Origin of the sequence: Variovorax sp. J22G73 (assembly GCF_030317035.1) — a bacterium.
Lineage (GTDB): Bacteria > Pseudomonadota > Gammaproteobacteria > Burkholderiales > Burkholderiaceae_C > Variovorax.
The window spans coordinates 179,322-192,857 of record NZ_JASZYK010000001.1; the positions used below are offsets into that span (position 1 = coordinate 179,322).

Genomic DNA, 13,536 nt, shown 5'->3' on the forward strand with positions numbered 1-13,536 from the left:
ACCAGTCGAAAAAATAGATGGCCGGTTTATATGCTAGGACCCCCAAGAACGCGTTTTCAAACAAAAGAACTGCTCAGGGGGATTGGCATGCAGGACCTTATTTCCATCGATGATCTTTCCAGGACCGAAATAGAAACATTGTTTTCTAACATTGACCATATACGGCGCGCGCCCGAAGACTTCCGGCGCGCGCTGACCGGCAAGGTCGTGTGCACGCTCTTCTTCGAGCCCAGCATGCGGACCCGGTTGAGCTTCGAGGCGGCGGCCTACCGGCTCGGGGCGCGCGTGCTGAGCGTTTCCGACGTGCGCAACACCCGCGTCGAACTGGGCGAAAGCCTGCTCGACACCACGCGCATGGCCGGCTTCTACTGCGACGCCGTGGTCGCCCGCCATGCGGAGGACAACGTCATGCGCCGCATCAAGGGCACGGTGGGCGTGCCGCTCATCAACGCGGGCGAGGGCCGGGTGCAGCATCCGACGCAGACCCTGATCGACCTCTACACGCTGCACGACCATTTCGGCGGCGTCGACAACCTGCACATCGGCATTGCGGGCGGCATCCGGTATTCGCGCGCGGCAAGGTCGCTGATTGCGGGGTTGCGCAAATTCAGCAACGTCCATCTGCATATCGTCGATTCGGCCCTCGACGGCGACGAAGGCAGCGAATTTCCGCCGCAACTGGGCAAATTGCACGGCGTGGCGCCGCAGGTGTATTCATCCATGAAGGAAATGATCGGCCATGTCGACCTGGTGTACATGGTGCGCGTGCAGCAGGAGCAATTCACCGACCCGGCCGTGTACCTGCGCCAATTGCAGAAATGCCGCTTGCACCGCGCGCTGCTGTCGCGCGCGTCGCCGGGGCTGGTCGTCATGCATTGCCTGCCCCGCACCGACGAGCTCGACGTGGACATCGACGAAACCCCGCAGAACAAATACTTCCAGCAGGCCCGCCATGGCGTGGCCGTGCGAAGCGCCACGCTGCTGCGTTGCATGACCGATTGGAAAGGCCGGAGCTTCGGCGGCTCTGCGGCCGGCAACTCTGCGGCGGGCAGGTCGTGCTGACGGCGCTGGTGCTGGCCGGCCTGGGCCTTTTCATCGGCGTGGTGGCGGTCACCATCGGCGGGGGAGCGACCGCCGGGGTGCCGCTGTTGCTGCTCATGGGACACCCGGCGGCGCAGAGCATTGCCACGGTCAAGTTCGCGCTGCTTGGTTCGTTCGCGACCGGTTCGCTCGCGCGCCGTGGCGATGCCTCCGAGCGCACGAAGATGCCGTGGGTGGTCTGGCCGCTGGCTGTCGTCGGGTCGGTGTCGGGCTCGCTGCTGGTGGTGGGCATTGCCGACCGGGTGCTGAAGATCGTGGTGGCGCTGCTGATGGTCGTCATTCTGTGGGTCACGCACCGCACCGACTTCTCGCGGCGCCCGCGCGATGCACAGGCGCGGCTGCCGCCCGCGCCGGTGGGTGTCGCGGTGATCTTCGGGCTGTGCGTGTACTCGGGCTTCTTCGGGGCGGGCTTCGGCAGCTTCCTGATCTTTGCGCTGATGCATTGCTACGGCCTGAGCTTCAGCGAAAGCGCGGCGGTCATGACGCGCATCAACCTGCTGGTGGTCGGGGCCTCGGTGACCACCTTCATCTCAAGCGGCACGGTCGACTTCGGGCTGGGCATTCCGTTGCTGGTCGGTTGCGCGGTGGGCGGCTGGCTCGGCGCATGGGTGGGTCGGGTGGCGAGCCCGAAGCGCATGAAGGCCGCGTTCCTGGCCTTCACCTTGTTGCTGGGAGGCAAGCTGCTGTGGGAGGCAGCGGTGGCCGGATAGCAGCCGGACGGCTGCAGTGCTCGCGCAGCAGCCGGCCCGTTGCTACAGCTGGTCCGTCGGCACGAACCACGAGAACAGCAGCAGCTGCAGCCGCGTGAGCATGCTCGAGTCGGGTTCGCTGTCGAGCACCTCGTTCTGCACGTCGCCGGTGCCCACCCATTGCACGTTCTGGCCGTCGGGCTTCAGGGTCACGCGGTACACGCCCTCGATGTCGTCGAGCTGGTAGGCGAACAGCAGGGCCTGCGTCAGGTCGAAGCTGCGCACGCGCACGCCGAACTCGGTGTTCAGCCGGGCGGAGCGCGGGTCGAGGTTCATCGAGCCCAGCAGCACCCACTGCCGGTCGACCAGCGCCAGCTTGGCGTGCAGCCGGCCGCGCGCCTTCTTCAGCAGGTCGCGAAACTGCCCGGCGCGGCGCAGCTGCTGCGTGCTCACCTCGTACAGGTTCACGCCCAGCTTGAGCATGTCGACGCGGTAGCGGTTGTAGTTGATGTTCACCAGCGGCTCGTCGCTGTCGGCCAGCGAGTTGGTGATGACGGTGATGTTCACGCCGTGCGCGCGGCCCATGCGGATGCGCTCCATGCCCTCGTCGCCTGGAATGAAGTACGGCGAGATCACCACCACGTTCGACTGCGCGGTGGCCACCATTTCATGAAAGCGCTGCGCCAGCGGTTCGGTGGGGTGCGCCATGACGCCCAGCGCCTTATTGGGGCTGTCGGCCGTGGCGTTGGCCTCGGCGCGCATCCACTTCAGCTCGCCGACGTTGGCCAGCTGCGCACCCAGCGGCAGGTCGCCCAGCAGGTCGGTAATGGGCAGCGGGTCGGGCGGCGGGGCGTGCGCGGGGGAGGTGGCCTCCTCGAAATCGGCCTTGAGCTCGGCCGCCGTGCGGCTGGTGCTGGCCACCCGCTGCAGCGGGTAGACCACGTCGCTGTTCCAGTAGGTGTCGAAGATGGCGGCCGACTCCGGCACCACCGGGCCGGCCAGCAGCAGCTCGAAGTCGATGAAGTTCGCGCTCTCGCTGCGCAGGAAGTATTCGTCGGCCAGGTTGCGCCCACCCGCGATGACCATGGCGCCGTCGGCCACGAACAGCTTGTTGTGCATGCGGTGGTTGAGCCGCCGGAAGTCGGTGAAGAACTCCAGCCAGCGGCCCGACGAATGGTCGCGCGCGTTCACGAACGGGTTGAACAGCCGCACCTCGGCGTTGGGCTCGGCGGCCAGGCCGAGCAACAGGCGGTCCATGCCGGCGGTGTAGAAGTCGTCGAGCAGCAGCCGCACGCGCACGCCCCGGCGCGCAGCGTTGCGCATTTCGCGCAGCAGCAGGCGGCCGGTCTTGTCGTTGCCGAGCTGGTAGGTCTGGATGTCGAGCGACGACGTGGCGCGGCGCATGAGCTCCAGCCGCGCGTCGAGCGCGAAAGAAGCCTCGATCAGCGGGCGCATGCTGGAGAGCCCGTCGGGCGGGGAATTCAGGCTCGTGGCCGCGCGGCCGAGTTCGGTGGCGGCGGAGGCCGGAATCGCGAGCGTCGGCGCCTCGGCGGTGAGGCCGCGCGGCGGCAGGCCGGCGCAGCCGACCAGCGCGAAGGCCATCAAAAAGACTGCTGCCAGGGCCATCGGGCGCAGAGCCGGACCGCGCAACGCGGGAAACAGGAAGGCAATGAGCTTGAGCATGAGGGCGGCCAGCGCACGGGGCGTGCGGGCGGCATGGTAGCTGCTCCGCCTCCAAACCAAAGACGCAATTTCACAACGCAACGCCCTTCGCCCAGGTTGGAAATTGCCAAACCGCTAACTTTCGGCTAATAAAATGAGAATAGTTCTTAATAGTATTTGGAGAGATGTCGGGTATGAGCAAGTTGGTCGCGCGGCGCAAGGCCGCATCGGTGCTGGTCGGATGCCTGGCAATCTACGCACAGCACCAAGTGCTGGCGCAAACGGCGAATTCCGGGTCGTTGCCTGAAGTGCGGGTCGACGCCAATGCCGAAGCCGAGACCGCCACTTCCGCCGTCATCGGGTACCGCGCGAAGAACGCGGTCACCGCCACCAAGACCGACACGCCGCTGGCGGAAACGCCCCAGTCCGTCACCGTGGTCACGCGCGACCAGATGGTCGACCAGGGCGCCACCAACCTGCAGGACGCGCTCACCTACGCCGCGGGCGTGCGCTCCGACGCCTACGGCCTGGACTCGCGTTCGGACAGCTTCTCGGTGCGCGGCAGCGATCCCTCGGTCTACCTCGACGGCCTGCAGACCTTTTCTTCCGGCTGGTACACGGCCACGGCACGCCCCGACCCCTACACGCTGGAGCGCCTCGAGGTGCTGCGCGGGCCGGCCGGCATGCTGTTCGGCGCCGGCACGGCCGGCGGCGTGGTCAACATGGTCAGCAAGCGGCCGCAGCAGCAGGCGTACCGCGAAGTGGGCGTGCAGCTCGGCTCCTTCGGTCGCAAGCAGGTGCAGGCCGACTTCACCGGCCCGCTGACGGCCGACGGCGACTGGTCGTACCGCCTGGTTGCGCTGCAGCGCAAGTCCGATACGCAGGTCGACTATGTGCCGGACGACCGCTCGCTCGTCATGCCGTCGCTCACCTGGCGGCCCAGCGCCGCCACCTCGTTGACATTGCAGGCCCTGTGGCAGAAGGACAAGACCGGCAGCACCTCGCAGTTCTTTCCATGGCAGGGCACCATCCTGCCGAACGTCAACGGACCGCTGTCGTCCAGCCGGTTCATCGGCGAGCCGGGCGACGGCTACGACACCGAACGCAAGACCTTCGGCTGGATGTTCGAGCACAAGTTCAACGACGACTGGACGTTCCGGCAGAACTTCCGCATGTCGCGCACGTTCAACGACTCGCACTACCACTACGGCGACTTCTTCTCGCTGCCCGGCGGCTGGGGCCTCGACCCCGTCGGCCAGCGCCTGCTGGGCCGTGTCAACGACAAGTCGCTGACCTGGACGCGCATGACCGGCGTCGACAACCACGTCGAGGGTCACTTCAACACCGGCGCGCTGCGCCACACCTTCCTGGTGGGCGCCGAATACTCGCGCCAGCGGCAGGACAAGATCGAAGGCTCCACGTTCAGCAGCATCGACGCCTATGCCCCCGTCTACGGCATTGGCTACGTGCCCGTCACCGAGCTGGCCGCCCGGCCCCGCACCACGCAGCGCAACGCAGGCGTCTACGTGCAGGACCAGATGAAGCTGGACAACTGGATCTTCGTGGCCGGGCTGCGCCATGACCGCAGCACCTCCGGCACAGCGGGCAGCGACTCGGAGACGACCAGCGCCACCTCGAAGCGACTGGGCGTGATGTACACGCTGCCCTCGGGCTGGTCGCCCTACCTGAGCTACACCGAGTCGTTCACCCCGCAGGCGGGCACGAACGTCGAGGGCAACCTGTTCAAGCCGCTGCGCGGCGAGCAGGTGGAGGCCGGCGTCAAGTACCAGCCCGCGGGTTCGGCCACGAGCTTCACTGCCTCGGCCTTCTCGCTGAAGGAAAAGAACCGCGTCGTCTCCGACAGCACCAACCCCAACTACGGCCGCCAGGTCGACTCGACGAAGAACAAGGGCGTTGAGCTCGAGCTCAAGACCACGCTGGCGCGCGACCTGGACCTGATTGCCAACTACACCTACATCGACGTCGACCACAAGCTCACCGAGCAGCCGCGCAACCAGGTCTCGGTATGGGGCAAGTACCGCTTCGCCATTGCGGGCGTGCCGGGCTTCTCGGCCGGCGCCGGCGTGCGCTACATGAGCAACTTCACCGACCTGGACGGCACCAGCGCGGGCCCGCGCGTGCCGTCGGTGACGCTGGTGGACCTGATGCTGGCCTACGAGTCGGCCAAGTGGCGCTATGCGCTGAACATCAACAACGCCACCGACAAGACCTACTTCAGCACCTGCCTGTCGCGTGGCGACTGCTGGTACGGCGCGCGCCGCAGCGTGGTCGCCAGCGCCACGTACCGTTTCTAGAATAAGCCTTACCCAACAGCCACCACGACATGAACAGCCGAAAGATCAAGACCTGGGCCTGGGTGCACAAATGGAGCAGCCTGGTGTGCACGGTGTTCATGCTGCTACTGTGCCTCACCGGCCTGCCGCTCATCTTCCACCACGAGATCGGCCACCTGCTGGGCACCGAGGTCGAGGCGCCGAAGATGCCGGCCGGCACGCCGCGCATCAGCCTGGACCGCGTGCTCGACATCGCCAAGGCGCAGCACCCCGACCGCGTGGTGCAGTTCGCCTCGCAGCCCGAGGACGACGACGGCCTGTGGTTCGTCACGCTCACGCCCACGCCGGCGCCCACGGACGACTTCAAGTCGATCGCGGTCGATGCGCGCACCGGCCAGATCCTGGCGCAGCCCAAGTTCGACGAGGGCTTCATGTACGTCATGTTCAAGCTGCACGTCGACCTGTTCGCGGGCCTGCCGGGCAAGCTCTTCCTGGGCTTCATGGGGCTGCTGCTGCTGGTGGCCATCGTCTCGGGCGTGGTGCTGTACTCGCCCTTCATGCGCAAGCTCGACTTCGGCACGGTGCGCCGCGAGAAGCGCTCGCGCCTGAAGTGGCTCGACCTGCACAACCTGCTGGGCGTGGTCACGCTGGTGTGGCTGTTCGTGGTGGGCTCCACCGGCATGATCAACACCTGGGCCGACCTGCTCATCAAGTACTGGCAGTACGACCAGCTCAGCGCGCTGCTCACGCCCTACAAGAACGAACCGGTGGTGGCGGTCAACGAGCGCGCCTCGGTGCAGCGCTCGATGGACGCCGCGCTGCAGCAGGCGCCCGGCATGAAGCTGTCGTTCATCGCCTTCCCGGGCACCTCGTTCTCCAGCCCGCACCACACCACCTTCTTCGTGCGCGGCAGCGAGCCCTTCACCTCGAAGCTCTTCCAGCCGGTGCTGGTGGACGCCAAGACCGCGCAGGTCACCGCGTCGCCGAAGTTGCCGTGGTACCTCACGGCGCTGCTGGTGTCGCAGCCGCTGCACTTCGGCGACTACGGCGGCATGCCGATGCAGATCATCTGGGCGCTGCTCGACATCGCGACCATCATCGTGCTGGGCAGCGGCCTGTACCTGTGGCTCAAGCGCGGCAACACGGTGCCCGCGGCCAAGAAAAACCCGGCGCATGAACCGCCCCAGGTTCCCGACACCGCGCAACCCACGCCGGCCGCCGCAAAGGCACAGGCACAGGCATGAAGCAACAACACCACAGCCACCAACATCCTCAGCACCAAGGCTTCTGGCGCATGTGGGGCTGGCCGATCGTGCTGGGCCTGCTGACGATCGTCGGGCTGGTTTCCGCGCTCTTCAGCGACGGCGGGCTGGGCGACATCCTGGCGTGGATCACGCTGGGCATCCCGGTGATCGTCTGCGCGTGGTTCGGCTGGCGAAAGTCGCCCGCTCGCTAGCCGCCGCAGGCATTCATTTCTTTCGAGCGGCCCGTGCAGTGCCCGGGCCGTTTTGCTTGTGCACGAAGGTGAAGGTGCAAAGGCAAGTGCGCAAAGGTGTAAAGCCTTCGCATGGTCAGTCGCAGGTCAGCCTGCCGTGTCATGCGTTCGCCATGGGGAGGTCACACAGCCCCCGCATGATTCGGCCGCGCTGCGCCACCCCTGGGAAGGGGAGGCGAGGCGCTTCGCCCTCATTCGCGGACTCTCTTTTCCCCTTTTATGACCTTCTCCATTTTTCGCACGTCGCGTGCGCCGTCGGCGCTCGCCACGGTGGCCGTGCTGTCGGTGCTCGCGGCCTGCGGCGGCAGCGACAACCAGCCTGGCGCCATCGTTCTTCCGCCCGCGGCGTCCACGCCCGCGCCGGCCCCTGGCGAGGCACCGCCCGTCGTCGACGCCGGCAAGCCGGTGCAGGTGGCGTTCATGCCCGACATCCACTTCCACGACGTCTACGCCAACTTCCAGGACGGCTCGTTCCCCGGCGTGTTCAACCCGAAGTCGGGCCGCAACGCGACCATTCGCCTGATGCATGCGCAGATGACCTCGACGCGCCTGTTCAACGAAAACTACTTCGCCTTCATGACCGCGCTCGACGACGCGGTGGCGCGCGGCGTGAAGCTCATCGCGCTGCCGGGCGACTTCTCGGACGACGGCCAGCCCGTGCACATGCGCGGCCTGAAGAAGGTGCTGGACGACTACGCGGCCAAGCACGGCATCCAGTTCTTCGCCGCGCCCGGCAACCATGACCCGAACCGTCCGCTGGAGCGCGCGGGCGGCAAGAACGACTACCTGGGCCTGGACCCCAACTCGGGCCGCGTCGGCTTTCCGCAGCCCATCTACAGCAAGGGCGGCAACGGCGACTGCGCGGCCGGCAACTACAGCGGCGCGTGGGCCAAGGTCAACTTCTCGTACTGCACCGAGGAAGTGAAGGAGCTGGGCTACGCCGGCATCACCCAGGCCCTCGACCAGCACGGCTTCATGCCCAAGGACGGCTACCGCTACTTCGAGACGCCCTACAGCACCTACACCTACCAGGACTACACCGCGGCCAAGGCGAAGGAGCAGGCCGTGTGGAGCAAGCGCGAGTTCGAGATCTGCGCGCAGGGCGCCGGCGGCACCTACAAGAAAGACGGCTACACCTTCTGCCGCAACGTGCCCGACACCAGCTACCTGGTCGAGCCCGTGGAGGGCCTGTGGCTGGTGGGCATCGACGCCAACGTCTATGTTCCGACGGGCGCCGGCGCCAACGACTTCAACGGCTCGGGCGACGCCGGCTACAACAAGATGCTGACCCACAAGCCGCACGTGATCGCGTGGCTGAAAGACGTGGTCGCGCGCGGCAAGAAGCAGGGCAAGCAGGTCGTGGCCTTCAGCCATTTCCCGATGAGCGAGTTCTTTAACGGCGCGTCCGACGACATCATCGCGCTGCTGGGCGCCGGCAAGATGCAGATGGTGCGCCGCCCCACCGAGGACGTCACCAAGGCGCTGGCCGACACCGGCCTGCAGGTGCACGTGGGCGGCCACATGCACTTCAACGACACGGCGGTGCGCACCTACGACGACGGCCACGGGCTGGTGAACATCCAGGCCCCGTCGATGGCGGCCTACGTGCCGGCCTACAAGCTGCTGACCTTCAACGACGCCTCGCACATCGACGTGCAGACCGTGCGGCTGGACAACGTGGCGCGCTTCGACGAGTTGTTCGACCTGTACCGCGAGGAGCACCGCTACTTCAGCGACTTCGGCTTCATGCTGCCCGGCGGCAGCAACGGCGTGCTCTGGGACAAGAGCATCCTGGACGCCAAGACCTACGGCGACTTCAGCACGCGCTACATGTCCGAGCTGGTGCGCCTGCGCCTGCTGAACGACGACTGGCGCTGCGAGATGCGCGAGCTGGTGAAGAGCCCGCTGTACGGCTCCGACCTGCTGGTGCTGTCGCAGCTGCAGACCAAGGTCACGCTCAAGCAGCTGGGCAACACCGGCAACCATGGCCTGCTGAGCAACGCCTTCTTCGCCTGCCTAGGCGAAGCGGGCGGCGACGGCAGCGCACAGGCGGCCTACGGCCTCGACTACGCCGCCGCCGAGGGCAAGGCCCGCGCGCTGGCGGCCGCCAACGGCATGCGCCTGGAAGACTTCAACCAGTGGAAGGCCATCGACCTGGCCGGCGACTTCGTGCGCCTGGCCAATGCCGGCGACCTGGCGTTCGCGGACATTCCGGCCGACCGCGCCAGGCAGTACAAGCTGATCGCCCAGGCGCTGGCCGGCACCAACGCCACGCTGGCCCTGAACGGCAGCCAGCAGGTAATGAACGACAACGTGGTGAACGCCGTGTTCCAGGCGCGCTTCAAGCCGCTCATGGACATCCTGCTCAAGCTCGCCAAGGGCGCGCCCACGCAGCACTTCGTCATCGACCTGAAGACCAACAAGCTGACCGACCTGAGCTCGGCACCCACGCCTTTCTGAGCCTCCATTTCATGAACTCGAATTCCAAGATCAAGCGCCGCGGCCTCCTGCTCGGCGCGGGCAGCGCCGTGCTCGCCGGCTGCGGCGGTGGCGGCAATGGCGGCGGCCTGCCGTTCCTGCCGGTACCCGCACCGGTGCCCGCCGCGCCGCCGCCGCCCCCCGCGCCGGCCCCGGCCCCCGTCGAACCCGAGGTGACTGCGCCCACGCTCACCGGCCGCGCGGTGCTGCCGGCCGACAGCTACGTCGCCGGCCCCACCTCGGGCCAGTTCATTTCCGGCGGCGACCTCGCGCGCGCCAGGGACACCTACGGCTATACGCTGCCGTTCCAGGGCAAGCAGCCCATGCAGGGCTTCTCCGCCATGATCCCCAGCCCGATGGCGGGCGTGTTCTACGTGATGCAGGACAACGGCTTCGGCGGTCGCGGCGCCTCGCCCGATGCCTTGCTGCACATCTACGCGGTGCGCTTCGACTGGGCGCAGGGCAAGGTGATTCCGGCGAACTTCCAGACCGGCGAGGCGCTCGCGTCCTTCACGCCCGACAGCTACATCCGCCTGAGCGACCCGAACCGCAACCTGGGCTACCCGGCGGTGGCCGACATGGCCAGCTACCCCGGCACCTCGGTGTCGCCGGCCGGCCAGACGCTGCCGGTGGACCCGGCCATCGTCAGCGGGCGCCTGCTCACGGGCTACGACATCGACCCCGAGTCGCTGCAGCTCGACGCGCAGGGCAACTTCTGGATCGGCGACGAGTTCGGCCCCTTCCTTTTGAAGTTCGACGCGAAGGGGCGCCTGGCCTCGCGCGAGGTGCAGATGCCCAACCTGGCCAGGCTGGGCAGCAACCCGCTGGTGCAGACGCCCAACAACCCGTACATCCAGTCGAACACCTCGGTGGCCAACCTGGGCGGCTCGGGCGGGCTGGAGAGCATGGCCATCAACGCCAGCCGCACCAAGCTCTATGCCATGTACGAGAAGGAGCTGAACGGCGACAACCCGCAGCGGCGCATCGTCAGCGTGTTCGACCTGGGCTCGCAGAACTTCGAGCCCGCCACCTTCGCCTACAAGGTGAGCACGGGCCAGCGCATCAACGGCGACGGCAACCTGGAGACCGAGGTCTACAGCGTGAACGACATGGTCGCCATCAACGACAAGGAGTTCCTGGTCGTGGAGAAGGACAGCGGCGCCGGCGACGTGCGCACCGGCAAGTTCGCGGCCTCGGGCACCTCGCGCAATGCCGCGCGCTTCAAGCGCGTGTTCAAGATCGACCTCACGCAGGTCGACAGCAGCGGCTATCTGAAGAAGGAAGAAATCGTCGACCTGATGAACCTGAGCGACCCGAAGGCGCTCGGCGGCGACGCGACCATCGACGGCGTGTTCACCTTTCCGATGGAGTGCGTGGAGGTGGTGACCATCGTCGACGCGCAGACGCTGATGCTGGTGAACGACAACAACTACCCCGGGGGCTCGCCGTCGCGCCTGCCTTCGAAGGTGGACGGCAACGAGTTCATCCGCATCCGGCTGCCCAAGCCGCTGGCGCTGCCCCCGGTGAAAGCCTGAGGCCGCGCGCGGGCGGCGGGGCCGCAGAATCGGCGGGATGAAATCTTCACCCGCCGCGCCTGCCGCCATCGCCGCCTGCCTGTTGCTGCCTGCCGCGCTGCCCGTCAGCGCGCAGGAACTGAAGCAGGAGCAGGCACAGGCCCAGGCCCAGCCCGCCGGCGCGCTGCGCGAAATCACAGTCACCACGCCGCGCGGCGAGGTCACGCCCTTCAACGTGCCCGGCTCGGTCGACCGCGTCGACGGCAGCGAGATGCGCGACAGCCGCCTGCAGGTGAACCTTTCCGAAAGCCTGGGCGCGGTGCCCGGGCTGCAGGTGCAGAACCGGCTGAACTACGCGCAAGACCTGCAGCTGTCGATCCGCGGCTTCGGCGCGCGCTCGACCTTCGGCGTGCGCGGCGTGCGGCTGTACGTCGACGGCATTCCCGCCACCTTGCCCGACGGGCAGGGCCAGACCTCGAACATCGACATCGGCTCGCTGGACCGTGTCGAGGTGCTGCGCGGGCCTTTCTCGGCGCTCTACGGCAATTCGTCGGGCGGCGTGGTGCAGGCCTTCACCGCCTCGGGCGAGGGCGCGCCCCGGCTGTCTTACGCGCTCGCGGGCGGCAGCTTCGGCACCTGGCGGCAGTCGCTGCAACTGAGCGGCTCGCAGGGCGCGGTCGACTACCTGCTGGACGCGAGCCGCTTCCACACCGACGGCTGGCGCGAGCACAGCGCCGCGCGGCGCGACATCGCCAACGGCAAGCTGGGCATTGCGCTGGACAACGGCGACAAGCTCACGCTGCTCATGAACAGCGTGCGCATCGACGCGCAAGACCCGCTGGGCCTCACCGCCGACCAGTACGCGCTGGCCCCGCGCCTCGCGCCGCTGGCCACGCAGTACGACACGCGCAAGACGGTCGAGCAGACGCAGGTCGGCCTGCTCTACGAGCGGCGCATCAACGCCGAGCAGGGCCTGCGCCTGATGCTCTACAGCGGCGAGCGCAAGACCACGCAGTACCAGTCCATTCCACCCTCGGCCCAGCAGAACCCGCTGCACGCCGGCGGCGTGATCGACCTGACGCGGCAGTACGGCGGCGTGGACCTGCGCTGGACCGCCGCGCTCACCCTGGCCGACCGGCCCTTCGACGTGGTGGCCGGCCTGGGCTACGACAGCCTGCGCGAGAAGCGCAAGGGCTACGAGAACTACGTCGGCGCCGTCTCCAACCCGGTGCTCGGCGTGCAGGGGCGGTTGCGGCGCAACGAGCTCAACGAGGTGTGGAACCTCGACCCCTACGCGCAGGCCAGCTGGCGCTTCACCGACCGCTGGACGCTGGAGGCCGGCGTGCGCCGCAGCAGCGTGCACTTCAACTCGCAGGACCGCTACATCGTGGGCACCAACCGCGACGACAGCGGCAGCGCGCGCTACAGCAAGACGCTGCCCGTGGCCTCGCTGCGCTACCAGGCCACGCCCGACCTGGCGCTGTACGGCTCCATCGGCCGCGGCTTCGAGACGCCGACGCTCAACGAGCTGTCGTACCGCGCGAACGGCGCCAGCGGCCTGAACTTCGCGCTGCGGCCTTCGGTGAACGACAGCATGGAGCTCGGCGCCAAGGCCCGGCTCGCGGGTGGGCTGTTGACGGCGGCGTTATTCCAGACCCGCACGCGCGACGAGATCGTGACGGACACCAACGTCGGCGGCCGTGCCACGTTCCAGAACGCGGGCCGCACGAAGCGCAACGGTTTCGAGCTGGGTTGGCAGCACGAAACGGCCGACCACTGGCGCACCCAACTGGCCTACACATGGCTGGACGCAACCTACCGCGACGCGTTCTGTTCGCCGTCGCCTTGCGCGTCCGCGAACACGGTGGCGGCGGGCAACCGCATTCCGGGCATCGCGCGGCAGTCGCTGTTCGCGTCGCTGGGCTGGGTGCCACCCGAGGGTTTTCGGGCTGGCGTGGAGATGCGCGCGCTGGGCCGCATCCAGGCCAACGACGTCAACACCGCGGTGGCCTCGGGCTATGCGGTGGCCGCCGTGTATGCGGGCTATCTGAAGAAGTGGGAGCGCTGGGAGTTCAACGCGTTCGCGCGCATCGACAACCTGTTCGACCGGCGCTATGTGGGGTCGGTGATCGTCAATGAAGGCAACGGCCGTTACTACGAGCCCGCGGCGGGGCGCAACTGGACCGTGGGGTTGAGCGGCGCTTATCGGTTCTGATTCGAGGCGCTCATGAGCCACGGCGTGCCCGGGTGAACAGGGCGGCCTGTGCACCGCCCCGAACAGCGAAAAGAAAAACGGCGGGGAG

General features: G+C 67.5%; 9 protein-coding genes. 8 read left to right on the forward strand and 1 reads right to left on the reverse strand.

Features of this window, described 5'->3' with window-relative positions:
• Window positions 1-87 precede the first annotated feature (87 nt).
• Both pyrB and QTI51_RS00795 read left to right on the forward strand, forming a co-directional pair.
• Entirely contained in the window at window positions 88-1,062 is a 975-nt protein-coding gene (pyrB, locus tag QTI51_RS00790; RefSeq protein ID WP_286513377.1) for an aspartate carbamoyltransferase, read from the forward strand.
• Window positions 1,056-1,811 carry a sulfite exporter TauE/SafE family protein gene (locus QTI51_RS00795; RefSeq protein ID WP_286513375.1) on the forward strand — a complete coding sequence of 252 codons (756 nt, stop codon included), beginning with the start codon at window positions 1,056-1,058 and terminating at the stop codon, window positions 1,809-1,811. The genes pyrB and QTI51_RS00795 overlap by 7 nt, the downstream gene beginning before the upstream one ends.
• 42 nt (window positions 1,812-1,853) lie before the next feature.
• Here QTI51_RS00795 and QTI51_RS00800 read toward each other — a convergent pair whose 3' ends face one another.
• Window positions 1,854-3,473: a phospholipase D family protein gene (locus QTI51_RS00800; RefSeq protein WP_286513373.1), complete on the reverse strand. Its 1,620-nt coding sequence runs from the start codon at window positions 3,471-3,473 to the stop codon at window positions 1,854-1,856.
• A 173-nt stretch (window positions 3,474-3,646) separates the two neighbouring features.
• Between QTI51_RS00800 and QTI51_RS00805 the strand changes: the two genes are divergently transcribed.
• The 6 genes from QTI51_RS00805 to QTI51_RS00830 all read left to right on the forward strand — a co-directional run bounded on the left by QTI51_RS00805 (window position 3,647) and on the right by QTI51_RS00830 (window position 13,448).
• On the forward strand, window positions 3,647-5,767 hold the full coding sequence (locus QTI51_RS00805; RefSeq protein WP_286513371.1) for a TonB-dependent siderophore receptor: 2,121 nt from the start codon (window positions 3,647-3,649) through the stop codon (window positions 5,765-5,767).
• 29 nt (window positions 5,768-5,796) lie between these two features.
• Window positions 5,797-6,990 carry a PepSY-associated TM helix domain-containing protein gene (locus QTI51_RS00810; protein ID WP_286513369.1) on the forward strand — a complete coding sequence of 398 codons (1,194 nt, stop codon included), beginning with the start codon at window positions 5,797-5,799 and terminating at the stop codon, window positions 6,988-6,990.
• Entirely contained in the window at window positions 6,987-7,202 is a 216-nt protein-coding gene (locus QTI51_RS00815) for a hypothetical protein (RefSeq protein ID WP_286513367.1), read from the forward strand. Before QTI51_RS00810 ends, QTI51_RS00815 begins: the two co-directional genes overlap by 4 nt.
• Window positions 7,203-7,460: 258 nt before the next feature.
• The gene (locus tag QTI51_RS00820) at window positions 7,461-9,701 is read left to right on the forward strand and encodes a metallophosphoesterase (RefSeq protein ID WP_286513365.1); all 2,241 of its coding nucleotides are present in this window, start codon (window positions 7,461-7,463) and stop codon (window positions 9,699-9,701) included.
• Window positions 9,702-9,712: 11 nt separating this feature from the next.
• Complete coding sequence (locus QTI51_RS00825) at window positions 9,713-11,254, forward strand: esterase-like activity of phytase family protein (protein WP_286513363.1); 1,542 nt, start codon at window positions 9,713-9,715, stop codon at window positions 11,252-11,254.
• Window positions 11,255-11,291: 37 nt separating this feature from the next.
• On the forward strand, window positions 11,292-13,448 hold the full coding sequence (locus QTI51_RS00830) for a TonB-dependent receptor domain-containing protein (protein WP_286513361.1): 2,157 nt from the start codon (window positions 11,292-11,294) through the stop codon (window positions 13,446-13,448).
• Window positions 13,449-13,536: the final 88 nt, after the last annotated feature.